The following is a 24,923-nucleotide window of genomic DNA, read 5'->3' as shown; positions in this document are numbered from 1 at the left end:
TGAACCATGGCTGAATATCGGCTGCAAGCTGCGGGTTCAGCTATGGCCGAAAAACCGGTAGGGAAGGACGATGACCAATCTTGCCCTTCCACCGCCGCCCAGCGCGGCAGGCCTGGCCGCCCTGAAGGCGGCGGCAGGCAGCGACTGGAGCACGGATGTCGATCTGATTGGCCCGAAGCTGGTGGATTGGCGCGGGCGTTACCAGGGCGCGACCCCCTTGCTGCTGCTGCCGCGCGACGTGCCAACCTTGCAGGCCATCGTGAAGGCGGCGGCGCTGCATCGGATTGGGCTGGTGCCGCAGGGTGGCAACACCGGGCTGGTGGGCGGCGGTATCCCGCCGGCTGATGGCTCTGCGGTGCTGGTCAGTTGTGCGCGCATGAATCGCATCCGGCAGGTTGATGTTCCCGGGCAATTGCTGGTGGCTGAAGCCGGCGTCATCCTGGCCGATGTCCACGCCTCCGCTGCGGAACAAGGCCTGGCCTTCCCGCTGTCACTGGGGGCCAAGGGTTCGGCAACGGTGGGTGGGCTGGCGGCAACCAATGCCGGGGGTGTGCAGGTGCTGCGCCATGGCACGATGCGGGCGCTGGTGGCGGGGCTGGAGGCGGTGTTGCCGGATGGCAGCGTGCTGCACCAGCTGCAGGGCCTGGCCAAGGACAATACGGGCCTTGATATCAAGCAGCTGCTGATTGGCGCTGAAGGCACATTGGGCTTCATCACCGCCGTCGCGCTGAAACTGGTGCCGGTGCCGGCCTGGCGGGCTGTCGCCTGGGCCGGGGTGGACCGGCCGCAACGCGCGCTGGCTCTGCTGGCTCGTCTGCGCCAGTTGAGCGGCGGGCAGGTCGAAAGCTTCGAGCTGATCCCCGCCGATGGTGTTGATCTGGTTACCACCCATCTTGGCCTGGCGCCGCCGCTGGCGAGCCGCCACGCCTGGCAGTGCCTTGTCGAACTGGCCGGGCCGCTGCCGCTCGACGAGGTGCTGGCAGAGGGTCTGGCAGACGCCGATGATGCCGTGATTGCCCAATCCGACGCGCAGGCCGCAGCCCTGTGGCGCCGGCGCGAGGAACTGCCGCTGGCCGAACGCCGCGATGGCCCGGCCGTGCATCATGATATCGCCGTGCCCGTTTCAGCGATGGCGGATTTCGCCGAAGCGGCGGCGGCAGCGATTGAACGGGAGTTTCCCGGTGCCCGGCTCCTTGCCTTCGGACATCTGGGCGACGGTAATCTGCACTTCAATGTGCGTGCGCCAGCAGGCGATGCTGCTGCTGCGTGGATTGCAGAGCATCGCGGTTCGATTACCGCCCGTGTTCACGAGATGGTGGTCGCGGCGGGCGGCTCCATCTCGGCCGAACATGGCATCGGGGTGATGAAGCGCGAAGATCTCGCCCGGCTGGGCGATCCGGCGCGACTGGCGGCAATGCGGGCGGTGAAGCAGGCCCTTGATCCTGGCGGCATCATGAACCCGGGCAAGCTCTATTGAGACGGCCGGACATGGTGTCGCAGCGCAGCCTTGCGAAAGCGTCATCTCCGCTTTAGGAAAGCGCAGCAATTCTTCACTCCAGTCACGAAAGCACGCGAAATCCCATGGCCAGCCAGCCTCCTGCCAACCAGCTTCCCCTGTTCTACAACGGCCTGGCGCCGCTGTCGTCGCAGCTGCACCCCAACCATGGCCTGAAGCCGCGCGGCGATCTGGGCTTCACCCGTGGCACCCACGCTATTCCGGTGACCGTGGACGAATTCCCGCTGGTGCAGCGCAACTATCCGATCGTGTTCGGCGTGGGCGACAATCCTGCGCCGCTGGCGCTGGTTGGCCTGCAGGAAGGCGAGAATCTTTATCTGGGCGCCGATGACCAGTGGGAAGCCAATGCCTATGTGCCCGCCTTCGTGCGCCGCTATCCGTTCATGCTGGCCCGGCTGACCCCGGAAGCGCAGGAACTGTCGCTGTGCTTTGACGATACCGCCGGCATCGTGGTCGACAATGAAGGTGAAAAGCTGTTCGCCGGCACCGATCCGACCGACACCACCAAGGCCATCCTGCAGTTCTGCGAACAGTTCGAACAGGCCGTGATGCGCACCCGTGGCTTCATGGAAGAACTGGGCAAGCTCGATCTGCTGATGGACGGCGAAGTCACCATCCAGCGCGAAGGCCTCAGCCAGCCGGCCGTGTATCGCGGTTTCCGCATGGTCGACGAACAGAAGCTGCAGAATCTGCGCGGCGATCAAGCCCGCAAGATGGTGCAATCCGGCCTGATGGGCCTGATCTATGCCCATCTGTTCAGCCTGTCGCTGATCAGCCCGCTGTTCGAACGTCAGTTCGCCGCGACGTCTGCCAAGGCAGCCTGATTCTGGTTGAATGCCGATTGAAGGGGCGGTGGCCTGGCCACCGCCCCTTTTTTCATGTCGGTCAAACGGGCCTTGACGTGTTACATCGTATCATCATATCGGAGCGGCCTGTCTCCAATCTGTCATAGGTGAACCGATGTCGAAGCGTCTGTCGCTTGCAGCCCTGCTGCTGTTGTCTGCCGCTCCCGTGCTGGCCGAAGATGCGGCCCCCAATGATGACCAGCATGGCTCGATCGATCCTGAAATCATCGTGTCTGCCCCTTATGCCCGCGATCGCAAGCTGGTGGCGACGGCCGTTTCGGTGTTGCAGGGCGATGATCTGCAACGCCAGTTGCGCTCCACCATCGGTGAAACCCTCGCGCGCCAGCCCGGCGTGTCGTCCACCTTCTTCGGTCCCAACGCCTCGCGCCCGATCCTGCGCGGCCTCGATGCCGAACGCGTGCGCGTGCTCACCGATGGCATCGGCAGCTTCGACGTGTCCAACACCTCGGTGGATCATGCCGTGGCTGCCAATCCGCTGTTGGCTGACCGCATCGAGATCCTGCGCGGCCCGGCGGCGCTGCTGTTCGGTTCGGGCGCCATCGGCGGCGTGGTGAACATGCGCGATCTGCGCATCCCGCGCGAAGTGCCCGACGGCCCGCATGTCGATGCCAATGCCGGGATCGGCACCGCCGCGCGCGAGCGCAACATCGCCGCTGCGCTCAACATGCCGTTGGGCGGTGGCTTCGTCGCGCATGTGGATGGCAGCTTCTTTGAATCGGACAATTACCGTACCGGTGGCTTTGTTTTCGCCGAAGCTCTGCGTGAAGAAGCCGCCGAGGAAGCCGGCGAAGTGGCCGAAGAGGCGCAAAAGCGCGGCCGGCTGGAGAATACGGCCGCGCGCACATGGGATGTGGCCGGCAGCATCGCCTGGATCGGCGAGAATGGCGCCAATTTCGGCGTGGCGGTGAGCCATCTGCAAAATCGCTATGGGATCCCCAACGGGCTCGAACTTGGCCACGACGAACATGAAGGGAAAGAGCACGAAGGCGAGCATGAGGGCGAGGAGCACGAGGGCGAGGAGCACGCCCACGAGGACATCACGCTCGACATGCGCCAGACCCGCGTTGATGTGCGCGGGGCCGTGCCGCTGGCCGGCGCCTTCAAGGAAGTGCGCGTGCGCGCCGGCTGGGCCGATTATCGTCACGATGAAATCGAGGATAATGGCGAGATCGGCACCAGCTTCTTCAACAAGAGCTGGGAAGCCCGCCTGGAGTTGGTGCAGGCCGAGAAGGATGGCTGGCAGGGCGCGACGGGCGTGCAATATTTCAGCCGCAACTTCCGCGCCGTGGGCGAGGAAGCCTATATCCCGGCCAACGAAACCCGTCAGTTCGGCATCTTCACCCTGCAGGAATTCGATCTGGGCGCGGTGCGGCTGGAAGGTGGCGGCCGCTATGAACATGCCAATGTGAAATCAGCGCAGGTCGGCCGCGAGCGCACGTTCAATTCGCTCTCCTTCTCGGTGGGCGGCTCGGTCGATCTGGGCAGCGGATTCCGCCTGGCGCTGAGCGGTGCCCGCACCGAACGCGCGCCATCGGCCGAGGAATTGTTCGCCAACGGCGCCCACGCCGCCACGCGCGCCTTTGAAATCGGCAACCCCAATTTCCGCACCGAACGCCAGCTTGGCGCTGAAGCCGTGCTGCGCGGCCGCGGTGCCGGCTGGCGGCTGGAACTGTCGGCCTTCGTCAACCGCTTCGACAATTATATCTTCCTCGATCCCACCGGCGTCGAAGAAGATGAACTGCCGGTGTTCCAGTATAATCAGGCCGATGCCAGTTTCTGGGGCGTGGAAGTGGAAGCCGGTGTGAAGGTGGCGCAACTGGGTGCCACGCGCATCGATGTCACCGGCCTGCTCGATTACACCCGTGCCACCATCCTGGCCGGAGGCGGCGCCGTGCCGCGTATTCCGCCGCTGCGCATGATCGGCGGGATTGAAGCCAGCGGCGGCGTGGTTGGCGGCCGCGTGGAAATCGAACATGTCACCGCGCAGGATCGCATCGCCGGCTTTGAAACCCGCACCGCTGCCTTCAGCCTGGTCAATGCCAGCCTGTCGTGGAAGCCTTTCGGCGTCGATGCGCCGACCACGCTGATGGTGCAGGCCAACAACATCTTCGATGTCGAAGCCCGCCGCCATAGCAGCTTCCTGAAAGACGTGGCGCCGCTGTTTGGCCGCGACATAAGGGTGTCGCTGCGCGTCGCGTTCTGACGTGCAAAAATGTGGCTGGCGGCTCTTGAAAGCCGCCGGCCGCACCCCAGATCATGGGTACGGCGGCACCGCACCCCCCCTCTCGCGGCGGTCGCCAGTGGCCTCGGCCTCTTTGGGCCTGCCACCTTCGTGGACCCCCCTCGTGAACGCACGACAGGTTCCGATCAGGCCGCGCTGGTTGCCCCCCCAGCGCGGCCTTTTCGTCATTCGTTCTTTTTATTCGGCCGCTTCGGCCCAGGGCTGGCCTGAATGCGGCTGGCCGATCAGGCGCGGCCAGTCGGCAACCAGTTGCTGCACCAGTCCGGTCATTGCGGCGCGCACCTTGCTGGCGCCGGCATGCAGGGCGAGGCGATGGCCATCAAGATACAGGGCGCGATCAATTTCGATCTGCACGGCGTGGATGCCGGCGCCGGGCTGGCCGTGATGGCGGGTGGTGTAGCCGCCGGCATAGGGAGCGTTGCGCGCCACGCGCCAGCCTGCCCGGCCGAAATGATCCTCGATCGCCTGCACGATGGCGGGGTGGGCGCTGGTGCCGTGGCAATCGCCCAGCACGATCTGCGGTGGCCGCGGTCCACTGGGGGATGGCATCGAATGGCAATCGATCAGCAGCGCCGCACCGTGGCTCGCGCCGGCAGCGGCCAGGATGCGGTTCACTTCGGCATGCCAGGGCGCATGCAGCCGGGTCAGCCGCGCCGCTGCCTCGGCCGCGGGTAACGCCCGGGCATAGATATCAAGGCCATGGCCCGCCAATCGCGGGATGACGCCCAGCCCGGCTGCCACGCGCTCCGTGGTGACCACCGGAACGGCGAGCGGCGCATCAAACATCGCTGGATCCAGTTCATCGGCCCGGCGATTGAGATCAAGCCAGCTGCGGGCATGGGTGGCAGCCAGCACGGGCACGCCGGCGATGCCATCCAGCAGGGCATCGACAAACGCATCTTCGGCCCGGCGCAACTGTGCCAGCGGCAGGCGCGACGCGGCCAGCAGGGCCGGCGGATAGTGTCGGCCACTGTGCGGCGAAGTGAGCAGCAGCGGCCAGCGGCCATCGGCATCGCCGGTTAGGGTCCAGACCGGTTGCCCGGCTGCAGAAGCGGAAAATCGCATGTCGCCAGCACAAGCACGTGCGGGCAAGGCTGCCAAGGCGACAAATGACGCGCCAAAGTCGTGGCTGCGCGTCGGCAGCACTTGCCAACTGGGGCCGATGCCACTAACAGGCGCCTTCCCGTGGACGCGTAGCTCAGTGGTAGAGCACTGTGTTGACATCGCAGGGGTCGCAGGTTCAATCCCTGCCGCGTCCACCATTTTCCCGATAATCGAATATTCCCAGCCGGTTATGCCGCGCTGGCCGATTGCGTGTGCCCGCCGGCCGCAGCGCAAGCCAGGCACAAAAAACCGGGCTGAAATACCCGGTCATTCGTGCCCCGATGGGGGAAATTGGCGCGCCCGGAACGATTCGAACGTCCGACCCTCAGATTCGTAGTCTGATGCTCTATCCAGCTGAGCTACGGGCGCGCACCTTGAAGGCCGGCCTGATAGCGGCGCTGCCCAGGCATTGCAACCTCTTCCTTGCCGCTTTAGGCAATTATTGATGCACCGTCTGGCCCTGCCTCTTGTTCTCGCCCTTATGCTGGCCGGTTGCGCCGGCCGAGCCAATGATTGGCCCAGCCTGAACCCGCGGCCAGGGGAAATCTCGCCGATGGTGCCGCGCAATGTGCCGGGTGCGGGCCGCTGCCTGCGCGGAGATGCGGACTGCGCGCCGCCCGCCGAAGCCGCGGCCCCGGCCGCGCCCGATATGCCGGCACCCACCCCACCGCCAACGCCGGCCGCTGCCGAGGCGGAGCTTGCCGCGCTGGAGGCCGTGGTGGCGCAGGTGGAAGCCGCCGCTGCCCCGGCCCGTGCCGCCCGCGATGCAGCACGCGCCGCTGCCGCCGGTTCTGCCGCCGATTCGGCCGCGGCCCTGCAACTGGAAGCAGCCGAATCCGGCCTGGGTGCAACGTTGGCGCCTCTGGCCGGTGCCGATTATCGCCGGGCGGCGCTTGCCGAAGCGCTGCGCGATGCGCCGGCCGAGGCGAAGGCGCTGGCGTCGCGCCTCGACGCCCTCGCCAGCCGCATCGCGGCGTTGCAGGCTCAATAAAGCCCGACTGCCTGGCGCACGGCGGCTGCCACCAGATCGGCGGCAACCGTCCCGATCGTGATCAGTTGCACATTGTCCACCGGCGTCAGGCCCTCGGCCGCGGTCGAAATGGCGAAGATGCAATCGCCATCGAACGGCGTGTGGATCGGTCGCACCGCGCGGGTCAACCCGCCCTGCGCCATCATCGCCACGCGCAAGGCCTGGGCGCGGGTGAGCGGCGCGTTGGTGGCAACTGCGCCGATGATGGTGTTTTCCCGCCCGAAACGGCGATGGCCGGCGAGCTTTGGCATCTCCACCTCGCCGTCGCCGGGCGGCGCGTCGCCATAGATTTCGCCGAAACTGTTGGCCGCCATCAGGGCGCCGACGATATGGCCGTCGTCCAGCACCCGCGAAACGCTGCCGATACCGCCCGCCCGGCTGCCGGCACGGGCGCCAAACCCTGCCCCGATCGCGCCATGGCCATCATTCTGCCCGGCCGCGGCAAAGGCTTCCCGCGTCAGCCGGCGATAGGGCGGGTCCATGCCCCACCCCTTGTCGCCGCCGTTTGTGATATCGAACAATATGGCCGCCGGCACCACAGGCACCGGCGGCAGGCCGTCGCCCATCGCCAGACCGCGGCCCATGGCCGACAGCAGCAGCACCAGTTCATCGCCCGCCGCCAAGCCGAACACCGATCCGCCGGCAAGCGCCAGGCCATGCGCGCGGTCGACCAGATTGATCGGATTGAGCGCATCGGTCTCGCGGGTGCCCGGCCCGCCGCCACGCACCTCCACCGCCATCACGGCAGGTTCGTGCGGGATGATCAGCGTGACGCCGGTGCGCGCCGTCTCGCAATGGGCATGGCCAACGCTGAGGCCGGGAACCGCACTGATGCCACGAGAGTTCATGGCGCATCCATCGGCCGCAGCGCATGCTGTTGCAAGCCCCCCGCATCCGGCGCACTGTCGCGTTGTACCACAAAAGGAATTTCGCGATGCCCGCCCCCGCTGTCGCGCACATCAACCGCATCGGCACCGCGCTGCCGCCCAATGATGTGCACGAAGCCTTCGTCGATTTCGTCGGTGCCCTCATCAAGGATCGCCGCGACCAGTTGATCTTCAAGCGCCTGGTTGGCCGCAGCGCCATCGATCACCGTTGGAGCTTCTTCACGCCGGTGAAGGACCCGGACGGCTTCACGGCAGACGCCGAGGGCTTCTACCGCCCCGGCGCCTTCCCCTCCACCGCCAAGCGCATGGCGCGTTTTGCCGCCACCGCGCCGGGCCTTGCCGAACAGGCCATTGCTGGCCTCGGCCTGTCTGCAACCGATCTTCAGGGCATCACCCATCTGGTCGTCGCCAGCTGCACCGGCATGACCGCGCCCGGGATCGATCAGATCATCGTGCAGCGGCTGGGGCTGAACCCCGGCGTGGAGCGTACGCATGTCGGCTTCATGGGCTGCTATGCGGCGGTCAATTCGCTCAGGCTCGCCCATCATTTCGTGCGTTCCGATCCATCGGCGCGGGTGCTGGTGGTCAATCTGGAACTGTGCAGCCTGCATTTCCAGGAAACCGGCGCGCTGGAATCCCTCCTCGCCATGCTGTTGTTCGGCGACGGCTGTGCGGCGGCATTGGTGACGGCTGATCCCACCGGCATCGCGCTCACCGATTTCCGGGCGGCCACCATCGCCGATTCCGCCGATGCCATCACCTGGGGCGTGGGCGATCAGGGCTTTGACATGGTGCTATCGGGCCGGGTGCCCGCCATCCTGCAACAGGCGCTGTCGGGCCCGGCCGGCGCCGATCTGCTGCACGGCCGCAGCGCCGATGAGTATGGCGTGTGGGCCGTGCATGGCGGCGGTCGCGCCATATTGGATGCGGTCGAGACCGGCCTCGGTATCGGGCAGGGGGCGCTCAACTGGTCGCGCGACGTGCTGCGTGATTGCGGCAACATGAGCAGCGCCACCATCATGTTCGTGCTGCAGCGGATCATGGCCGGGATCGGCACCAGCGTGCCCAAGGGGGTGCCGGGCTTTGGCGTGGCCTTCGGGCCGGGGCTGGCTGCCGAGAGCTTCCGCTTTCAGACGGTGGGTGGATGAGCACAGTCCCTGCCGATTGGCTCAGGAACTGGCCGCGTGCGCCGCTGGATTTCAGCGCGCGGGCGGATCTGCCGGAAATCATGGATGACGAGCGGCTCGACGCGGCTACTTATGCTGCCGTGGTTGCCGATCTTGCCCGCGTCAACACGCTCACGCTGGCGCGCTGGCCCACGCTGGCCTGGCTCCGGCGGCAGGCGCCCAGCCGGGTCGGTTTTACCCTGCTTGATGTCGGGTTCGGCCATGGCGACATGCTGCGCGCCATTGCCCGCTGGGCGCGCGGTGCCGGCCTGCGCGCCGAACTGATCGGTGTTGATCTCAACCCGCGCTCCGCCCCGGTTGCTGCCGCCAATACGCGTGATCCGGGCATCAGCTTTCGCACCGGCCGCGCCGAAGCGCTGGACGTGCAGCCCGATTTCATCATTTCCTCGCTGGTCGCCCATCACATGCGCGATGACGAACTGGTGGCCTTCATCCAGTGGATGGAGCGCACGGCCCGCGTTGGCTGGCTGATCAACGATCTGCACCGGCACTGGCTGGCCTGGGCCGGCTTTCGCAGCCTTGCGCTGCTGTTCCGCTTTCACCCGGTCGTGGCCCATGATGGCGCGCTTTCGGTGCGCCGCGCCTTCACCCGCGAAGACTGGCAACGCATCCTGGCGCAGGCCGGCGTCGAGGCCGCATTGCGCCCGCACTTTCCGTTCCGCTGGACGGTCGAATCATGCCCCAAGTGACGCCGCCGCTGATTGTTGGCGGCGGCCTGGCGGGCGCTGCCGCGGCGATCGATCTCGCACACGCTGGCCTGCCCTCGCTGCTGCTGGAGCGCGAGGCCCACGCCCACGACAAGATTTGCGGCGAGTTTCTCAGCGGGGAAGCCGTGGCGGCGCTGGCCGGCCTGGGCGTCGATGCGCGGGCCCTGGGTGCCGAACCGATCACGCGCGTCGAGATTCACGCCGGCCATCGCGAGGCGTCGGCTGCACTGCCGTTCCCGGCGCTCAGCCTGTCGCGCCGGGTGCTGGATGAAGCCCTGCTGCAACATGCCGCCGCCGTGGGCACCGAAGTGCAGCGCGGCGTGAGCGTGCGCGGCCTGATGGACGGCATGGCGCAGACCACGGCAGGGGATATCAGCGCTTCGGCCCTGCTGCTCGCCAGCGGCAAACATGATGTGCGGGGCCTGCCGCGCCCGGACGGGCCGGACGAGATTGGCTTCAAGATGTATTTTCGTGATGCGGCCCTGTCCCGGCGGCTGGCCGGCACCGTTGCCGTCACCTTCTTCGATGGCGGCTATGCCGGCCTGCAGCCGGTGGAGGGCGGGCGGCTGAACCTGTGCCTTCTGGTCGATGGCGCACATTATCGCCAACTCGGCAGCTGGCCCGCCTTGCTGGCGCGACTGGTCACCGAACCAGCCCTGGCCGCACTGGCCGATGCCGAGCCGCTGCTGCCGCGCCCGCTCGCCATCAGCCGCGTGCCCTATGGCCATCTGGTGGGGACCCCGACAGACGGCCTGTGGCGGCTGGGCGATCAGGCTGCCGTCATCCCCAGTTTCTGCGGCGACGGCATGGCCATCGCGCTCGAATCCGGCCGGCTGGCGGCAGCGATGCTGGCGCAAGGTGCGACCGCTGCTGCCTACAGCCAGGAACTGCTCGGCCGCACCCGCCGGCCTGTCCGCCTCGCCATGGTTGCGCTGTCTGTTGCCCGCCACCCGCTGGGGCGCCTGGCGGCCATCGCCGGGCTCTCTGCCATCCCCGGCGGCCTTGCGCTGTTGGCGCGCCTCACCCGCGTCGCCGATCCGCACGCCCCAGAGTCCAGGCTTGCGCCTGCCTGAAGCGAAGGGCACAGGCGCGCCATGCAACAACTGCCGATCTTCGTGAACCTTGTCGGCCGCCAGGTCATCCTCGTTGGCGACGGTGAACCTGCGGAAGCCAAGGCCCGCCTCGTCCGCGCCGCCGGCGGTGAACTGGCGGGTGAAGATGCGGCCAATGCCGTGCTGGCTTTCGTCGCCCTCGAAGACGATGCACAGGCCCACGCCGCCGCTACCCGCCTGCGCGCGCGGGGCCTGCTGGTGAATGTGGTGGACAAGCCCGCCATGTCGGATTTCCTGATGGGCGCCATCATCGATCGCTCCCCCGTCGTCGTCGCCATTTCCACCGCCGGCGCCTCTGCCAGCCTCGCCCGCGCCTTGCGCACGCGGCTGGAAGCGCTGCTGCCGGCCAGCCTCGGCCCACTGGCCCGCGCCATCCTCGCCGCCCGCGACGCAGTGAGTGCCAAACACCCAACACCGAATGATCGCCGCCGCCTGTGGGAACGCGCGCTGGCGCAAGGCGGCCCGCTTGATCCCTTTGCGGCGCAGTCTGAACCGGAAGCCGCCGTGTCACAGGTGGTCGAAGGCGCCTCCGGCGCCTCGCGCCAGTTGCTGGTAATTGACGTCGCCAGCTTCGACCCCGGCGACCTTACCCTCAACCAGCTGAATGCGCTGGCTCGCTGCGACGCACTGCTGGTGGAAGGCCCCGTGGCTCCTGCCGTCATCGACCGCGCCCGCCGCGATGCGGTGCGGTTGGAAGCAGTCCCCGATCCGTTGCCGCCGGGGTTGATGGTGTTGCTGCGCGTTTCGCGTTGAAGACGTAGGGGCCTCCGGCGGGCAGGGCCTGAGGCCCTGCCCGCCGGAGGCCTGTTACGCCTTGCCGTTCTTCTTCGAAGCCGCCACCAGTGCATCCCATGTCGTCCAATCGATGGCACGGCCTGGGTAGGCGACTCTGGCGAAGGGCCATTTGGTGCGCACCCAGTTCTGCACCCAGGCATAAAGTTCAGCGTCAAAGCCGGCGTCAAACTCGGCCTTGGTCACCCACAGCCGCACCACGGCATCATAGCCGGCGACAGTGCTGGGCGAGACATAGACGCTGCCGCGTTCACGGCGACCATCCGGGGTGAGCACGCCATAGGCGAAGGATTCACGTTTCCGGAAACGGGCCGCTTCGTTCTCCATGTCGGCCATGGCGTCGGCGGCGGTGAGGTTCTTGTGGGGCCAATCCGTGCTGCGGGTGAAGCTCTTCTGCAGATGTTCGATGGAGGCCATGTAGGCATCGTAGTCGATCTTCACCAAGGCCGGGCCAAGCGGAACCAGCTTGAATCCGGTTGCCTTGGCCAGCACGGGCGGCGTGAAGCTGGCGGGCAGCCACGGCGCCGGTTGCGCGGCCTTGGGCGGGTTGTCGCCGGCGGCGTTGGCCGGGGCTGCCGCAGCGGCGGCCGCCAGCATCATGCCTGCAATGATAGTCCGCCAATCCATGGTGTCACTCCCCAGGCCCAATCCCGACAAGAAGTGAGATTACAGAATTTCCGAATGGGCGCGCCGGGCAAAACCACCACTGTGCCAAAAACTGGTATTGCGCGCTCTGCGCAGGCCCATCATCGCAGCCTGGCGGATCAGGGCTGCTGGGCCAACCGGGCTGCATAAACTGCCATGCGGCTGCGCACCGGCGCCTCGTCGCCCAAATTGGCGGGCAGGCCCAGCACAGGCAGGGTTTCGCGCGCTGCCACGGTGCCGGCTTCGGGATGGGCGGCGATGGCGACGAGGATGGCCTGGCGCTGGTTGGCGGGCAGGCGGGCCTTGAGTTCGGCGGCGACCAGCGCTGGCAGGTGGGATTGCAGCGGCTCCGTGTCGTACAGGTCCGGCACGGCGGCGATGAGCAGCAGGTTGCGGGCGCGCTGCATCGGGTCTGCCTCGGCGGCGGCGGGCCATTTGGCGATTTGGCGCTTCACCCGGTCCAGCGCGCTGGCGGTGGCGGCATCAGGCGGCGTTGTTGCCATCGGCGCAATCGGGCCGGCAGGGGCCGCGGCGATGGCCAGATCGGCGCGCGGGGGCGGCGGGCCGGGCTGGTACCAGACAAGGGCCGAGAGGCCCAGCCAGGCTGAGAACATGATGAGATAGGGCCAGCGGCGCGGCAGCAGGCGGGCAACCAGCAGCGTGGTGGCGGCGGTACCGACCAGTGCGATCAGGGCGGAACTGGCGGCACGTGTGCCGGTGCCGGTGAGCGCCGTCTGGATGGCCGTGCTGGCCCATTGTGCTGGCAGCAGGGTGAGCAGCCAGGCCGGAAGCAGCGTGGGCAGGGTGAGGGACGTGATCAGTATGGCGGCCTCGCCGCTGACCACGAACAGCGCCATCAGCCAGCCGCGCGCGGCCAGCGCCCGGGCAAACAGCTGCCCCCGCGCGGCGAAACTGACGCTGGCAATGATCACCGCCAGCCCGGTTGAAAACGGGTGCGGCAGGGCCGGCATGCCCAGAGTGCGCGCCAGCTGGATCAGGCCGAGCCCGGTGAGCAGTGCCAGCGCCAGCCCGATCCACAGCCGCCCGGCTGCGGCGGCGACGATCATGCCCATGCCCATCAGGCCTACCGCCAGCAGCGGCCCGCCCAACAGCGCCAACGGCGCCGGCGCCGCAACGCCGCGCAGCTGCAGCATGGCCAGCAGCGGCAGGGCCAGCGTCGCAAGTGCAACGGCAAGGCCGATGCGGGAGAGCGGGACGGGCAGTTTGGCGGAGGATGGCGTTGGGGTCATGCGGCTTCATCCGTCAGCCGGGCGCGCCGGGCAAGGGGCAATGCGCAGGGAGGCAAGGTGCGGATGTCCGGCTTGACTCCGTACTATGATACAGAGGCTATGCCATGTGCAGCGGCGATTCGACCGCGAGAGGAATGATGCCAATGACCGCCTCCCTGTTCCGCCGCCACGCCGTCACCGCCGGGCTGGCGCTGGCGCTGCTGCCTGCCCGGCCGGCGCTGGCGCATCCCAAGCTGGTCAGCGCCACCCCGGCCGCCGACGCCACGGCCAGCCCGACCGCCAAGCTCGACCTCAGCTTCAGCGAAGCGATGGTGCCTGCGATGACCAGCGTGACAGTGGCGCACATGATGGGCAAGACGGCGCACCCGATCGCCGGCACGCTGCGTTTCGCGCCCGACAACCGTAGCCTGGCGCTTGTGCTGGCGCGCCCGCTGCCGGCCGGCATTTATAGCGTTGAATGGAAATCGGTCGGTGCCGACACGCACAAGGTGTCGGGCAAGTATCAGTTCTCCATCCGCTGACATGATCGCACTGGGCGTCGCCCGATTGGCGCTGTTTGCGGCTGTCGGGCTGGCGTTCGGCATCGGCCTGTTCGGCGCGCATCATCGCCGCTTGCTGGCGGCGCTGGCTGCGGCCGGTTTCACGGCCAATCTCGGCTGGTTTGCCGTCCTTACCGCCCAGATGTTTGAAGTGCCGCTGGCAGAACTGTCGCTGGACGCGCTGGTGACGGCCCTGTCGATGCCGGCGATTGGCCCGGCCTTTGCGGCGCGGGCACTGCTGTTGCTGGTGCTCGTCGTCGCCTCGCGCTGGCGCTGGCCGTCGCGCATCCTTGCCGCCGCGGCGCTCGCCAGCCTGGCGTGGACCGGCCATGCCGGCGCGGCCCCGTTGCCACGCCTTGGGGCTGGCATCGCGCATCTGCTCGCCGCCGGCGCCTGGATCGGAGCGGTGGCTTCGCTGTGGCTGGGTGTCAGGCGTGGCGAGGCCGACACCGCCGCCCGCGCCGCCGCCTTTGCCCGGCCCGGTGCGCTGATCGTCGCCTTGCTGGTCGCAACCGGCGGCTTGGCCATCATTGGCTTGGCCGGCGAGGCGGGGTGGCCACAGCTTGTTGGCGCGCCATGGGCCTGGCTGATCGCTGCCAAGCTGCTGCTGTTTGCCGGCACGCTGGCGCTGGCGTGGCGTCACCGCACGCGGTTGGTGCCTGCTTATGCCGATGGGAAGCCTGGCGCTGCCGCCCGCCTGCGTACTAGCCTGGCGCTGGAAATGGTGCTGCTGCTCGGTATCTTCGCGGCGGTCGCGGTGGCCGGGCAGCTTGATCCGGCGGGCGGCTGACTAGTCAATGACAGGCGTTGTCCGTGAAGGTGGCGATGATGGGGCAGGGGCCGGCCTTGCCGCTGGTGCACTCATCAAGCAGGCCGGACAGCATGGCGCGGGCGGCGGCGAGTTCGGCCATTTCGGCATCCAGCGCGGCCAGCCGCGTGCGGGTGAGGGCCTGCACGCGGGCGCGATCGTCGCTGGCATCGAGCGCCAGCAGTTCGGAAATTTCCTTCAGGCTGAAACCGGCACGCTGGGCGGCGCGAATGAAGCGCAGGCGCTGCACGTCGGCTTCATCATAATGGCGGACAGCACCGCTGCTGGCCGGCACCGGCAACAGGCCCTTGCGCTGGTAGAAGCGCACGGTTTCAACGCCGACGCCGGCACTGGCGGCGAGACGAGCAATGGTGAGGAATGGCATCGCTTGACTCCGTATCACAGTACGGAGGTTATGACGCTTCCATCACTGATTCGCAAAGGATGATTCCGATGGACGCACAGCTTCCCCGCACGGCCCGACTGGTGCGCATGGCTCTGCCCGATCATGTCTGCCCGTGGGGCCTGCGGGCCCGCCACTTGCTGCGCAGCCACGGCTATGAATTCGAGGAGCGGCTTTTGACCAGCCGTGAGGAGGTGGAGGCGTTCAAGGCCGCCAATGGCGTGACGACCACCCCGCAAGTGTGGATCGCCGGCCAGCGCATCGGTGGCCATGATGATCTGCGCCAATGGCTGGGGCTGAAGCTGCACGATCCGAAAGCGATCAGCTATCGCCCGGTGATTGCGCTGTTCGGCATGGCCGCTGCGATGGCGCTGGGCCTGAGCATGGCCACGATGAGCACGCCGTTCACGCTGCACGCCGCCGAATGGTTTGTCGGGATGGCAATGTGCCTGCTGGCCTATCTGAAGCTGAAGGATATCGAAGGATTTGTCACCGGCTTCATCGGCTATGATCTGCTGGCGCGGGCCTGGCTGCCCTATGCCTATGTCTATGCCTGGGCCGAAGCTGCGGCCGGTGTGCTGATGCTGTCGGGCCAGCTGGTCTGGTTGTCGTCGGCCATCGCGCTGTTCATCGGCACGGTTGGCGCCGTATCGGTGTTCAAGGCGGTCTATATCGAAAAGCGCGAGCTCACCTGCGCCTGTGTTGGCGGCGGCAGCAATGTGCCGCTGGGCTTTGTGTCGCTGCTGGAGAATGTGACGATGATCGCCATGGCGTTCTGGATGCTGGCGATGCATGGAGCCTGATGATGATGCGCTTGTTCTTCCTGATCCTCGGCCTGCTGCTGCCGTCCCTGGCGCAGGCCGCCACCTATGATCTGGTGGTGGAACGCCAGCAGAAACAGGTCGTGCCCGGCCGCAGCGACAGTGTGATTGCCATCAATGGCAGCGTGCCCGGCCCCACCCTGCGCTTCACGGAAGGCGAAGAGGCGGTGGTGCGAGTCACCAACAAGCTGGGCGCCAGCACCTCCATCCATTGGCACGGCCTGCTGGTCGATGGCGCCTATGATGGCGCGCCGGGCTTCAATGGCTTCAATGGCATCGCGCCAGGTACCACCTACACCTATCGCATCCGCATCCGGCAGAGCGGCACCTATTGGTATCACGCCCACAGCGAGGGCCATGAACAGGCCGGCCAATATGGCGCGCTGATCATCGCGCCGAAGGGCGAGGATCCGATCAAGGCGGATGCCGAGCATGTCATCCTGCTCTCTGACCACACGCGCGAGGATCCGGGCCGCATCCTCAGGAATCTGAAGAGCGACAGCGGCTATTACAACTGGAACAAGCGCACGCTGCCGGAACTGGTGCGCGACGCGAAGAAGTTCGGGATGAAGGCGACGATGGCTGAACGCGCGGCCTGGGGCGATATGCGCATGGACGCGACCGACATCGCCGATGTGACCGGCTATGCGCTCTTGATGCACGGCAAGCCGACGGCCGCGGGGCCGACCCTGGCCTTCCAGCCGGGCCAGCGCGTCCGGCTGCGCTTCATCAACGGCAGCGCCATGAGCTTCATGGACATCCGCATACCCGGCGTGCCGATGACCATCGTTGCCGCCGATGGCCGCCCGGTGCAGCCGGTGACGGTGGATGAATTCCGCATGGGCGTCGCCGAAACCTATGACGTGATCGTGGAGCCGCCGGCCGGTGCCCACGCATTGTGGGTGGAATCGCTTGATCGCCGTGCCAGCGTGCTCGGCCGGCTGACCAGCGACCCGGCGCTGACCGTGGCCGCGCCGGCGCCGCGCCCGAAGCAGGTGCTGCTGCTGGCCGAAATGGGTCATTCGATGCCAGCGGCTGGCGAGCCCTGCGCGCCCGAACATGCCGCCATGGGCCATTGCACGCCGGCCGGCGCGACCTCGGTTGCCGCAGTGGCGGGCGACCCCGATTGCCCGCCCGAACATGCCGCCATGGGCCATTGCACGCCCAAAGCGCCGGCTGCTGCGCCGGCTGACCCGGATTGCCCGCCCGAACATGCCGCGATGGGCCATTGCACACCCAAGGCGCCGGCCGTTGCAGCGGCCGCTGATCCGGATTGCCCTCCCGAGCACGCCGCGATGGGCCACTGCACACCCAAGGCTGCCGGCCCGCGTGCCGGCAGCGCAGTGGCGCTGGCCGAGAAGCCGGCCGGCGGCACGCCCTTCCCGGTGGTGGACTATGGCTATGGCAAGGACCCGATGGCGGGCATGGATCACAGCAAGATGCAGGGCATGATGCACATGCCGGTGCTGGGCAAGGAAGGCGACACCGATGGTAGCGGCCGCGTCTTCGGCTGGGCCACCGGTGCGCCTTACGGCAGCCGTGTACTGTCCATGCGCGACCTGGTGGCGCTGGAACCGAAGGCCGACGCCGCCGCCCCCACGCGCGAGATCGTCGTGCGGCTGCAGGGCAATATGGAGCGTTACATCTGGACGCTGAATGGCAAGAAGTTCGGCGAAGGCCCGCCCATCGACGTGAAATTTGGCGAGCGCGTGCGCGTCACCTTCGTCAATGAAACGATGATGGCCCACCCGATGCACCTGCACGGCATGTTCTTCGAGGTGGAGAACGGCCAGGCGGCCGGCCTGATGCCGGAAAAGAACGTGATCGTGGTGGCGCCGGGCCGTACCCAGTCGATCATCCTCACCGCCAACGAAGCCGGCGAATGGCCGCTGCACTGCCACCTGCTCTATCACATGAACAGCGGCATGATGCAGAAGCTGGTGGTCGCCAATGTGGCGTCGCCGGATGGCACGCCTGCAGCCGTGCATCACCACTGATGCGCGCGCTTCTCATCACGGCGGCGCTGCTGGCCGCGCCCGCTGCGGCCCAGAAGGCCCCCGATCCTGCCCATGGCCACGATGGCGGCATCAACAACTACACGCTCGTCGAAGAGGCCGACATCACCCGCTTTGACGGCAAGCTCGTCGCCAACTGGGAGGTGCAGGGCTGGATCGGCAGCGACATGAACAAGTTCTGGTGGCGCACCGAGGGCGAGACCAAGGGGCCACGGCTGGAGCAGAGCGAGTTCCAGGCGCTCTACAGCCGCAACATCGCCATGTTCTTCGATGCCCAGGTTGGCCTGCGCCATGACAACCAGCCTGATGCCCGCACCTATGCCGTCGTCGGCGTGCAAGGCCTGGCGCCCCTGTTCTTCGAAACCGAGGCGCACGCCTTTTTCGGCTTCAAGGGTGACGTGCTGTTCCGCCTGCGCCAGTCGTTCGATTTGCGCATGACCAACCGGCTGGTGGTGCAGCCGCTGTTCGAAACCGACATCTATGCGACCCGCGTGCCGGAACGGCTGATTGCGCCCGGCCCGGCGATCATCGAGGCTGGCGTGCTGACCCGTTACGAGGTCACCCGCCGTGTCGCGCCCTATGTGGCGGTGATGTTCGAACGGCGCCTCGGCGAATCCAGCCGGCTGGCGCGCGCTGCCGGCGAAAATCCCGGCGGCTGGTCGGTGCGAACGGGTGTGCGATTCTGGCTGTGACGCCAATGAGCGCCGCCGAAAAGCGGCACCGGGCCGTTTATTTGGCACTGCCAAGCCTTCCGTGCATCTATTTGCTGAGTCCTCGAACCGTCGAGAGGGCGTAGCTGGCGCGCGGCCTGACGCAGTCACCCGCAAGGCGCTGTCAGCGGCAGGGATCGCGCTCACATGGGAAGAGCAGGAGCGCTTGCTCGGTCTCGCAGCTCGTTCGACGTGAACCCGCAAACCCACGGAGAATGGGTGGATTTTGGAACGCGCACGGCTGGTGTGCCGTTCTACGGTCGCCTGCGAAACTGCATGGTGCGCAACGCAGTCCGAAGGTCTTTGCTCTGTCCCTGCTATTGGAGCTTTCGCGGGCGATGGAGAGCCATCTGGCGGCCAGCATATGCCGAATAATGGAATTTTCTTCGTGCATCATCACTGTGATTGGCGGCCCATCGGGCCAGATCTGCCGGCGCATCAACGCGATTTCGATGTCTCCCATCAGGAACAGGATGGCGCATAGTAGGGAGGCCGAAGAACAAGGAGCGGGTTGCAAGGCTGCAGAGCAATCACCCAATCCCGGTGGGTTTTCCGGCAAGGGGTCACTCGGCGGGTCGCCCGGCTGTTCAAGCCGCGTCGGTCCCGCATGCCGGGAGAAGATTGAGACCGCACACTATTCTCTTTCTTGCATCGCACCGCAATCTAATGTAACGCATTACACATGCGCGCGCCCCACTCCTGTTGCAGCGTGCCTACTGGCGACGAAGATTGAGAGGTCTGAAATGAAAAGGCGATTTGCCGTCTTGAGTGTGCTTGGGCTCATCCTGTCTGCCATGGGCACAGCCACCGTTCTAGCGCAGCCAAGCCCGAAGACGCTAGGGAGAATTGCCGAGATGATGACCGAAGCCGATCTGAACGGTGACGGCAAGACGTCTCGAGCCGAGTTCAACCAGCATCGGGCACAGATGTTCGCACGGCTTGATCGCAATTCGGACGGTGTCATCAGCGAGGGCGACAGGCCGCGCATACCGATCGCGCGACGCAAGTTTGATCCGGCCTTCGAGCGGGTCACGTCGATCTTTGATCGCAACGATGACGGGCGTGTTACCCTGGATGAATGGAACAAGACCGATCCCGATGTGTTTGGCATGCTCGACAGGAATGACGATGGCATGGTCGCGCGGTCGGAGCTTCCGACAGCACGCTAATCCGGAACCGCCGGAGCGAGGCCAGGCTGAGACTCCCCGGAACTGCGGGCGCGTGCTTGCCCGGCAATCACCACGCCATGGTGCGGAGCGCGCTGATCCGTCAGGGCGGCACGCTCCGCGACAATGGGCTTATCTGAACCGCGCGGCCATCTGGGCCTCGATCTGCGCCAAGGTGACGACGCCATCCTTGTCGGCATCGATGACGCTGAAATTGTCGGCGATGCGGACCATGCCGCCATCCCTGGCTTCCTGCCGCGTCAACTTGCCGTCCTTGTTTCGATCAGATGCCTTGAACCGGGTCCGCAGTTCGCTCAGACGATCCTGATAGGCGTCGGCAGAAGCGGGCGGAACGAACAACATCGCGGCTGCGGCAAATACCGCCATCCTGGCAATCGTCTTCATCGCGTAATCTCCACAGGGTTGAGGGAACAAACGTCGGCGCAGCTGCGGGATCACATCTCTCCAAAGCCCGATCAGCAGCGCCCCTTCCTGATATAATGCACTACATTAACCTCAGCCGTACGGCCGGCCAGCGGCTGTGTCCGCGGCGTCATGATTTGCTCCTGGGAAGCCCGGCGCGGGTGAGACGCCAGCGCAGCGTCTCGATCCGGTCCTGGCCGAAGAAGGGCTCACCGCGAAACACCATGGTCGGCACACCCCAGTGGCCGGCAGCGTCGAGCGCCTGCTGATTGCGTTCGATCTCTTCCATGTGATCGCCGCTTGCGATGGCAGCGTCGAGCAGTGCCAGGTCCAGCCCGGCCCGGGCCACGGCTTGCCCGAGCAGATCGCCCTTGTCCCACCCCCTGGTACCGCCAAAGATCAGGGCGGCCACCTGGTCGGCCAGTTCCACGCCGCGGCCATGGCGGTTGGCCTCCACGCCGAGCTTGGACAGGCGGTAGATATGGGGCTGCTCGCTGGAGATGGTCATTGTCTGGAAATCCTGCACGATCGGGTCCGGATCGGCCGGCAGGACAATCGGGCGACCAAGCATCTCGCCGCGGCGGATGCTGTCCATCATGATATAGCGGGGGGGCTTGCGGTTGCTCGGATCAAACAGCGCCTTCGGGTTGCGGACCGCCAGCGGCAGTACGACCCGCAGTTGCACATCGACATCGAATTCGTCCCGCAGTTGCAGCAGGTCAGCCGTCACCAGCCGCGAGTAGGGGCTGCGGAACGACCAGTACACATCAACGATTTCGGTCACGGCCTTTTTCCCTCTCGCAATCCCGACCTGATCTCACGCGCGGGGCCGGAAGGCGCCTTCCCCGCCGTATCTGTCACTTGCTGAAAACCAGCCCGGCAAAGTCCCCAGACCTGCGCCCCGACTCGCGCCACGCCTCGATATGCCGGAAAAAGCCCCCGGCGCCGCCCGGGTGGCCTTGCGAACGGCGGAACTTCTCGTTCCAGCCCTGGCCTTCATTATTCCAGAAGCCGGGGGTGCAGTCTGATGAGGTGATCATGGACGGCGGTGCCGTCAGGATCAGTTGCACCCAGTCCGATACCGCCGCCTGGGTGGGCTCGATTTCGGCGAACCCCCCGCGCTCGGCATGGGCGACCACCTGGGCGATGGTGGCGGCATGATCGACGATGTTGTGCGGAATGTTCGAGACCATGTTGGCGCCCTGGTTCATCTGCACGGCAAAGGCGTTGGGGAAACCGTGCATGTGCAGCCCGTGCAGGGTCTGCAGGCCATCCGCCCAATATTCGGAGAGCATCTGGCCGCCACGGCCCTTGAGGTCGAAGCCCGTCTTCAGCTGGAAATTGGCGCCATATTCGAAGCCCGAGGCGTAGATGATGCAATCGACCTCATAGAGCTTGCCGCCCACGACAAGGCCGGTTTCGGTGATCTGCTCGACCCCCTTGCCGTCGGTATCGACCAGAATGGTGTTGGGCGCGTTATAGGCGGGAAGATACTCATCGCTGAAGCACGGCCGCTTGCAGAGCTGCGAATACCAGGGCTTGAGCTGCTCTGCGGTGTGCGGATCCTGGACCACGGTTGCAATCCGGGCGCGGATTTCCTCCATCTTCTCGATATCCGCCTCCTCGAACGCCGCCCGCACCCGGTCCGTTCCCATTTGAATTGGCGGACGATTGAAAGCCTCGCGTGCGCGCATCCCGGCCTTTGCCAGCCAGGCCGGCGTGCTGCCCAGGGCCTTTTCCCGAATACGGCGCGAGATTTCAGTCCAGCCGTCGTTGATCAGATCTTCGGACGGGATGCCGCCTCCCATGTTCTCGACGAAATTGTCCATCCAGCGTTTCTGCCAGCCCGGTCTTGCAATGCTGTCGAACCATTGCGGATCGATCGGGTGGTTGCCTCGCACATCAACGGACGACGGCGTGCGCTGGAAGACGAAAAGCTGCTTGGCCGTCCTGGCCAGTTGCGGGATGCACTGCACGCCGGTTGCTCCGGTACCGATCACCGCGACCCGCTTGTCGGCAAGCCTGTCCATCGGCGCGCCGTTCGCATCGCCGCCGGTATAATCATAGTCCCAGCGGCTGGTGTGGAACGACTTGCCCTTGAAAGTCTCGATCCCCGCTATCCCTGGCAGCTTGGCGACGTGCAGCGGCCCGGTACCGATCGCGACATATTTGGCGGTGAAATCGTCGCCGCGGTTGGTGGTGATCCGCCAGACCCGCGTGGCCTCCTGCCATTCGATGCTCGATACCTCGGTGTGAAACAGGGCCTTGTCGTACAGGCCATAGTGCGCGGCGATCCGCTCGCAATGGGCGAGGATTTCGGGGCCACGGACATATTTCTCGCTTGGGATATAGCCGGTCTCTTCCAGCAGCGGCAGATAGATCATCGCCGCCGTGTCGCAGCGCGCACCGGGATAGCGGTTCCAGTACCAGGTGCCGCCGACGCCGCCGGCCTTGTCGATCAGGCGAAAGCTGTCGATCCCCGCTTCCTTGAGCCGCGCGCCGACCACCAGCCCGGACATGCCGGCCCCGACGAAGGCAAAGGTGACATGGTCGGCAACCGGCGCGCGTTCGATGAACGGGGTATAAGGATCGGCGGCGAGGGCGGCGAACTTGCCCGAAAGCCGCTGATATTGATCATTCCCTTCGGGGCGCAGCCGCTTGGCGCGCTCGGCGGCGTATTTTGCCTTGATGTCAGCCCTGTCGAGCACTGTCGTCATCATGCAATCCCCTCACGCGGCTGGTGCGCTGCAATGCGAGGAATTTAATGCATTACATTATTCTGTCAAGTTGGCAGGCTGACCATTGTTGGTCAGGCAGGCGCGCTCAGATAAGCCGCGAGGCAGGTGGCCGCCTCCCTGACCGCGGCGTCCACAGGCGGCGCCGTCCCCGCTTCGACCGCGCGGGCAAAGCTCACGGCCTGCACCAACGCGATCACGAAGCTCTGCCGCATCCGGGCCTCCAGCGTTTCAAGCGGAATGTGCGGCAGGCAGGCGATGATCTCCTCGCTCAGTCGCACAAAGCTCTGCGCCCCGGCGTTGATAATCAGCTTGGCATAGTCGAACCGCGGATCCGACACGAACTGAAGGCAGAACCGGGCGTAGACGCGCCCATTGTCTTCAAGGCAGGCTTCGATGAAGGGACCGATCGCCGCTTCGACCAGCGCCACCAACCGTGCCTGGGGATCGCTTTGAGTGACCCGTTCCAGCCGCACCGCCCGCTCGGCCTCGATCTCGCGAAAGCGCTTGGCAAAAACTTCCTCGATCAGGCTCTCGATGCTGCCGAAGTGGTAATGCACCGCGCTGGGATTGCGCGCGCCGGCATCGGTGGTGATCATCTTCACCGATACCGAACCAAGGCCCTTCTCGGCAATCAGCCGCTCGGCCGAGCGCAGCAGTTCGGCCTTGGTGTCAGTTCGGTGTGAAACGTCCATGGTTCCGCTCGTCATGCCAGGCATTGGCATCATGAAACCTATCATCCTCCCGCAGAAAGATAGCAAGTCGAGGTCGGTGTCCGGTGACGCGCGGGGAAACGATGCCGCTGGCCATTCGCCCCGTAGCAGCGAACCCGTGGCAGCGAACAGGGGGCAGCGAACAGGGGGCGCCTGATCTCATTCCGGTTTGGCGGCTGCGCGCAACGCTGGTTGTTCCGCCTGCACGGCCGCGACCACACGCGTGATCGCATCGGCAATTTCAACCGGCACCTCTTCCTGCAGGAAATGGCCGGCCTGGGTTTCGGTGACGTGCGCCGTGGGGTACATGGCCTTCATCGTCGGCAGCGCGCGGGCCAGGATCGGGTCACGCATGCCCCAGACTATCTCTGTCGGGATGTTCAATGTGCCGGCATAATGTTCGATCGCCGCCATCGGTTTGGACGTGGGGTGATCGGGGCCGGTGGGGACCATCCGCATCAGCGCCAGCGGGCCTTTCCGGTTGCCGCTCTCAATTACCGGCCGCCCGTAAAGCGCAGCAACGTCAGGCGGGATCGATGCCGGATCGCCCTGTGTCTCGTGCAGTCGGTCGAACAGCGAGACGACATTCTCCAGCAGGATTTCGCCAACGATCGGCGTGGCGGCAATGGCATGAGGGCGCGACAGTTCGAATTTTTCCTTTGGCGCAGTCCATCCGGTGTTGAGAACGACCATCCCCCTGAGCAGTTCGGGCGAGCGCATCAACGCGCCAAGCCCCACGGCACCGCCCCAATCCTGGCCAACATAGACCACCCCGCCCAGCTTCAACTGGCGCAGCGCCGTGTTCATCCAGCGTATGTGGTTCTCCAGTGTGTGCTGGCTCGCCGGGATCTTGCTGGAAAAGCCGAGACCAACCATCGTCGGCATGATCAGCCGCATCCGGTCGGTCGGGAGCGCCTGCCAGACCTTGCGATACAAGAGGCCATTGGTCGGGTTGCCGTGCTGAAGATAGATCGGAATGCCTGACCCGGCTTCCAGCACATGGATCTTTATGCCCGGTTCGACTTCGACCAGATAGCTTTTGTAGCCCCCGGGCAGGGCCTTGTCCGCATAGTCGGGGAGCGGGAAGGCCTCGAATTGGCCAGACGCAGTGGCGACGGTTCCCGACCCCTGCGGCGTGACAACCGATCCGTCCCTGGTCATCCAGAACATGGCGACCAGTGCAGACACCAGCAGCAGAGCAAGCCCGATCAGCAACTTCGTCAACATGTTCAGCGCTCCTATGGCCGTCAGC

The 24,923-nt window shown here is 66.1% G+C and carries 24 protein-coding genes and 2 tRNA genes; 15 read left to right on the top strand and 11 right to left on the bottom strand.

Annotation, left to right across the window (positions count from 1 at the left end; translation table 11 throughout):
- Nucleotides 1–70: 70 nt before the first annotated feature.
- The 3 genes from D619_RS0106900 (at nucleotide 71) to D619_RS0106890 (ending at nucleotide 4,585) form a co-directional block, all read left to right on the top strand.
- On the top strand, nucleotides 71–1,477 hold the full coding sequence (locus D619_RS0106900) for an FAD-binding oxidoreductase (protein ID WP_017667842.1): 1,407 nt from the start codon (nucleotides 71–73) through the stop codon (nucleotides 1,475–1,477).
- Between the two features lie 104 nt (nucleotides 1,478–1,581).
- Entirely contained in the window at nucleotides 1,582–2,340 is a 759-nt protein-coding gene (locus D619_RS0106895; RefSeq protein ID WP_017667841.1) for a SapC family protein, read from the top strand.
- A gap of 136 nt (nucleotides 2,341–2,476) precedes the next feature.
- Nucleotides 2,477–4,585, top strand: coding sequence for a TonB-dependent receptor (locus D619_RS0106890; RefSeq protein ID WP_017667840.1), 2,109 nt, complete (start codon nucleotides 2,477–2,479; stop codon nucleotides 4,583–4,585).
- A 216-nt stretch (nucleotides 4,586–4,801) separates the two neighbouring features.
- Here D619_RS0106890 and D619_RS15940 read toward each other — a convergent pair whose 3' ends face one another.
- On the bottom strand, nucleotides 4,802–5,689 hold the full coding sequence (locus D619_RS15940; protein ID WP_017667839.1) for an N-formylglutamate amidohydrolase: 888 nt from the start codon (nucleotides 5,687–5,689) through the stop codon (nucleotides 4,802–4,804).
- A 122-nt stretch (nucleotides 5,690–5,811) separates the two neighbouring features.
- Here D619_RS15940 and D619_RS0106880 point away from each other — a divergent pair.
- Nucleotides 5,812–5,886: transfer RNA gene (locus D619_RS0106880), tRNA-Val, on the top strand.
- A gap of 134 nt (nucleotides 5,887–6,020) precedes the next feature.
- Here D619_RS0106880 and D619_RS0106875 read toward each other — a convergent pair.
- Nucleotides 6,021–6,097, bottom strand: a tRNA-Arg gene (locus D619_RS0106875).
- 76 nt (nucleotides 6,098–6,173) lie between these two features.
- Between D619_RS0106875 and D619_RS17205 the strand changes: the two genes are divergently transcribed.
- Entirely contained in the window at nucleotides 6,174–6,719 is a 546-nt protein-coding gene (locus D619_RS17205; RefSeq protein WP_152417354.1) for a hypothetical protein, read from the top strand.
- Here the strand turns inward: D619_RS17205 and D619_RS0106865 are convergent.
- Nucleotides 6,713–7,606: a P1 family peptidase gene (locus D619_RS0106865; protein WP_017667837.1), complete on the bottom strand. Its 894-nt coding sequence runs from the start codon at nucleotides 7,604–7,606 to the stop codon at nucleotides 6,713–6,715. The genes D619_RS17205 and D619_RS0106865 overlap by 7 nt on opposite strands.
- 86 nt (nucleotides 7,607–7,692) lie before the next feature.
- On the opposite strand from D619_RS0106865, the gene D619_RS0106860 reads away from it, so the two are divergent.
- The 4 genes from D619_RS0106860 to D619_RS0106845 are packed head-to-tail and all read left to right on the top strand — an operon-like array spanning nucleotide 7,693 to nucleotide 11,404.
- On the top strand, nucleotides 7,693–8,793 hold the full coding sequence (locus D619_RS0106860) for a type III polyketide synthase (protein WP_017667836.1): 1,101 nt from the start codon (nucleotides 7,693–7,695) through the stop codon (nucleotides 8,791–8,793).
- On the top strand, nucleotides 8,790–9,521 hold the full coding sequence (locus D619_RS0106855; RefSeq protein WP_017667835.1) for a methyltransferase domain-containing protein: 732 nt from the start codon (nucleotides 8,790–8,792) through the stop codon (nucleotides 9,519–9,521). Before D619_RS0106860 ends, D619_RS0106855 begins: the two co-directional genes overlap by 4 nt.
- Nucleotides 9,509–10,612 carry an FAD-dependent monooxygenase gene (locus D619_RS0106850; protein WP_017667834.1) on the top strand — a complete coding sequence of 368 codons (1,104 nt, stop codon included), beginning with the start codon at nucleotides 9,509–9,511 and terminating at the stop codon, nucleotides 10,610–10,612. Before D619_RS0106855 ends, D619_RS0106850 begins: the two co-directional genes overlap by 13 nt.
- A gap of 21 nt (nucleotides 10,613–10,633) precedes the next feature.
- Complete coding sequence (locus D619_RS0106845; RefSeq protein ID WP_017667833.1) at nucleotides 10,634–11,404, top strand: bifunctional precorrin-2 dehydrogenase/sirohydrochlorin ferrochelatase; 771 nt, start codon at nucleotides 10,634–10,636, stop codon at nucleotides 11,402–11,404.
- Between the two features lie 54 nt (nucleotides 11,405–11,458).
- Here the strand turns inward: D619_RS0106845 and D619_RS0106840 are convergent, their stop codons facing one another.
- Nucleotides 11,459–12,070 (bottom strand): twin-arginine translocation pathway signal protein, encoded by a 612-nt coding sequence (locus D619_RS0106840; RefSeq protein ID WP_152417353.1) that lies wholly within the window; start codon nucleotides 12,068–12,070, stop codon nucleotides 11,459–11,461.
- A gap of 137 nt (nucleotides 12,071–12,207) precedes the next feature.
- Nucleotides 12,208–13,338, bottom strand: coding sequence for a hypothetical protein (locus tag D619_RS0106835; RefSeq protein ID WP_017667831.1), 1,131 nt, complete (start codon nucleotides 13,336–13,338; stop codon nucleotides 12,208–12,210).
- Between the two features lie 143 nt (nucleotides 13,339–13,481).
- On the opposite strand from D619_RS0106835, the gene D619_RS0106830 reads away from it, so the two are divergent.
- Together D619_RS0106830 and D619_RS15930 are read left to right on the top strand one after the other, a co-directional pair.
- The gene (locus D619_RS0106830; RefSeq protein WP_017667830.1) at nucleotides 13,482–13,859 is read left to right on the top strand and encodes a copper resistance protein CopC; all 378 of its coding nucleotides are present in this window, start codon (nucleotides 13,482–13,484) and stop codon (nucleotides 13,857–13,859) included.
- Nucleotide 13,860: 1 nt separating this feature from the next.
- The gene (locus D619_RS15930) at nucleotides 13,861–14,667 is read left to right on the top strand and encodes a CopD family protein (RefSeq protein ID WP_017667829.1); all 807 of its coding nucleotides are present in this window, start codon (nucleotides 13,861–13,863) and stop codon (nucleotides 14,665–14,667) included.
- 4 nt (nucleotides 14,668–14,671) lie between these two features.
- On the opposite strand, the gene D619_RS0106820 is transcribed toward D619_RS15930, so the two are convergent.
- The gene (locus D619_RS0106820; RefSeq protein ID WP_017667828.1) at nucleotides 14,672–15,070 is read right to left on the bottom strand and encodes a MerR family transcriptional regulator; all 399 of its coding nucleotides are present in this window, start codon (nucleotides 15,068–15,070) and stop codon (nucleotides 14,672–14,674) included.
- 68 nt (nucleotides 15,071–15,138) lie between these two features.
- Between D619_RS0106820 and D619_RS0106815 the strand changes: the two genes are divergently transcribed.
- The 4 genes from D619_RS0106815 (at nucleotide 15,139) to D619_RS18050 (ending at nucleotide 19,803) form a co-directional block, all read left to right on the top strand.
- The gene (locus tag D619_RS0106815) at nucleotides 15,139–15,891 is read left to right on the top strand and encodes a MauE/DoxX family redox-associated membrane protein (protein WP_020480414.1); all 753 of its coding nucleotides are present in this window, start codon (nucleotides 15,139–15,141) and stop codon (nucleotides 15,889–15,891) included.
- 2 nt (nucleotides 15,892–15,893) lie between these two features.
- On the top strand, nucleotides 15,894–17,906 hold the full coding sequence (locus tag D619_RS18205; RefSeq protein ID WP_206536345.1) for a multicopper oxidase domain-containing protein: 2,013 nt from the start codon (nucleotides 15,894–15,896) through the stop codon (nucleotides 17,904–17,906).
- Entirely contained in the window at nucleotides 17,906–18,616 is a 711-nt protein-coding gene (locus tag D619_RS15920) for a copper resistance protein B (protein WP_017667825.1), read from the top strand. Before D619_RS18205 ends, D619_RS15920 begins: the two co-directional genes overlap by 1 nt.
- Before the next feature lie 872 nt (nucleotides 18,617–19,488).
- Nucleotides 19,489–19,803, top strand: coding sequence for a hypothetical protein (locus D619_RS18050; protein WP_017667823.1), 315 nt, complete (start codon nucleotides 19,489–19,491; stop codon nucleotides 19,801–19,803).
- Between the two features lie 129 nt (nucleotides 19,804–19,932).
- Here the strand turns inward: D619_RS18050 and D619_RS0106790 are convergent, their stop codons facing one another.
- From D619_RS0106790 to D619_RS15910, 5 genes are all read right to left on the bottom strand, one after another.
- Nucleotides 19,933–20,259, bottom strand: a complete 327-nt coding sequence (locus tag D619_RS0106790) for an EF-hand domain-containing protein (RefSeq protein WP_152417351.1) — start codon at nucleotides 20,257–20,259, stop codon at nucleotides 19,933–19,935.
- A gap of 94 nt (nucleotides 20,260–20,353) precedes the next feature.
- Entirely contained in the window at nucleotides 20,354–21,007 is a 654-nt protein-coding gene (locus D619_RS0106785; protein WP_017667821.1) for a DsbA family protein, read from the bottom strand.
- A gap of 73 nt (nucleotides 21,008–21,080) precedes the next feature.
- Entirely contained in the window at nucleotides 21,081–22,943 is a 1,863-nt protein-coding gene (locus D619_RS0106780; RefSeq protein ID WP_017667820.1) for an NAD(P)/FAD-dependent oxidoreductase, read from the bottom strand.
- Nucleotides 22,944–23,032: 89 nt separating this feature from the next.
- Nucleotides 23,033–23,698 (bottom strand): TetR/AcrR family transcriptional regulator, encoded by a 666-nt coding sequence (locus tag D619_RS0106775; protein ID WP_081587078.1) that lies wholly within the window; start codon nucleotides 23,696–23,698, stop codon nucleotides 23,033–23,035.
- A gap of 132 nt (nucleotides 23,699–23,830) precedes the next feature.
- On the bottom strand, nucleotides 23,831–24,898 hold the full coding sequence (locus D619_RS15910; protein WP_193743266.1) for an alpha/beta fold hydrolase: 1,068 nt from the start codon (nucleotides 24,896–24,898) through the stop codon (nucleotides 23,831–23,833).
- Between the last annotated feature and the right edge of the window lie 25 nt (nucleotides 24,899–24,923).

Source organism: Sandarakinorhabdus sp. AAP62 (assembly GCF_000331225.1).
In the GTDB taxonomy this organism is placed as follows: domain Bacteria; phylum Pseudomonadota; class Alphaproteobacteria; order Sphingomonadales; family Sphingomonadaceae; genus Sandarakinorhabdus.
This window is presented reverse-complemented; position numbering and strand designations above follow the sequence as displayed.

Bases quoted from the DNA above. Each gene is read 5' to 3' on its own strand.
- D619_RS0106775 (WP_081587078.1), bottom strand. From the start codon at position 23,698: ATGATAGGTTTCATGATGCCAATGCCTGGCATGACGAGCGGAACCATG.
- D619_RS0106845 (WP_017667833.1), top strand. From the start codon at position 10,634: ATGCAACAACTGCCGATCTTCGTGAACCTTGTCGGCCGCCAGGTCATC.
- D619_RS15910 (WP_193743266.1), bottom strand. From the start codon at position 24,898: ATGTTGACGAAGTTGCTGATCGGGCTTGCTCTGCTGCTGGTGTCTGCA.
- D619_RS0106830 (WP_017667830.1), top strand. From the start codon at position 13,482: ATGACCGCCTCCCTGTTCCGCCGCCACGCCGTCACCGCCGGGCTGGCG.
- D619_RS18050 (WP_017667823.1), top strand. From the start codon at position 19,489: ATGATGACCGAAGCCGATCTGAACGGTGACGGCAAGACGTCTCGAGCC.
- D619_RS0106780 (WP_017667820.1), bottom strand. From the start codon at position 22,943: ATGATGACGACAGTGCTCGACAGGGCTGACATCAAGGCAAAATACGCC.
- D619_RS15920 (WP_017667825.1), top strand. From the start codon at position 17,906: ATGCGCGCGCTTCTCATCACGGCGGCGCTGCTGGCCGCGCCCGCTGCG.
- D619_RS0106850 (WP_017667834.1), top strand. From the start codon at position 9,509: ATGCCCCAAGTGACGCCGCCGCTGATTGTTGGCGGCGGCCTGGCGGGC.
- D619_RS0106895 (WP_017667841.1), top strand. From the start codon at position 1,582: ATGGCCAGCCAGCCTCCTGCCAACCAGCTTCCCCTGTTCTACAACGGC.
- D619_RS15930 (WP_017667829.1), top strand. From the start codon at position 13,861: ATGATCGCACTGGGCGTCGCCCGATTGGCGCTGTTTGCGGCTGTCGGG.
- D619_RS0106865 (WP_017667837.1), bottom strand. From the start codon at position 7,606: ATGAACTCTCGTGGCATCAGTGCGGTTCCCGGCCTCAGCGTTGGCCAT.
- D619_RS0106815 (WP_020480414.1), top strand. From the start codon at position 15,139: ATGGACGCACAGCTTCCCCGCACGGCCCGACTGGTGCGCATGGCTCTG.
- D619_RS18205 (WP_206536345.1), top strand. From the start codon at position 15,894: ATGATGCGCTTGTTCTTCCTGATCCTCGGCCTGCTGCTGCCGTCCCTG.
- D619_RS0106840 (WP_152417353.1), bottom strand. From the start codon at position 12,070: ATGGATTGGCGGACTATCATTGCAGGCATGATGCTGGCGGCCGCCGCT.
- D619_RS0106900 (WP_017667842.1), top strand. From the start codon at position 71: ATGACCAATCTTGCCCTTCCACCGCCGCCCAGCGCGGCAGGCCTGGCC.
- D619_RS0106820 (WP_017667828.1), bottom strand. From the start codon at position 15,070: ATGCCATTCCTCACCATTGCTCGTCTCGCCGCCAGTGCCGGCGTCGGC.
- D619_RS17205 (WP_152417354.1), top strand. From the start codon at position 6,174: ATGCACCGTCTGGCCCTGCCTCTTGTTCTCGCCCTTATGCTGGCCGGT.
- D619_RS0106835 (WP_017667831.1), bottom strand. From the start codon at position 13,338: ATGACCCCAACGCCATCCTCCGCCAAACTGCCCGTCCCGCTCTCCCGC.
- D619_RS0106890 (WP_017667840.1), top strand. From the start codon at position 2,477: ATGTCGAAGCGTCTGTCGCTTGCAGCCCTGCTGCTGTTGTCTGCCGCT.
- D619_RS15940 (WP_017667839.1), bottom strand. From the start codon at position 5,689: ATGCGATTTTCCGCTTCTGCAGCCGGGCAACCGGTCTGGACCCTAACC.
- D619_RS0106860 (WP_017667836.1), top strand. From the start codon at position 7,693: ATGCCCGCCCCCGCTGTCGCGCACATCAACCGCATCGGCACCGCGCTG.
- D619_RS0106855 (WP_017667835.1), top strand. From the start codon at position 8,790: ATGAGCACAGTCCCTGCCGATTGGCTCAGGAACTGGCCGCGTGCGCCG.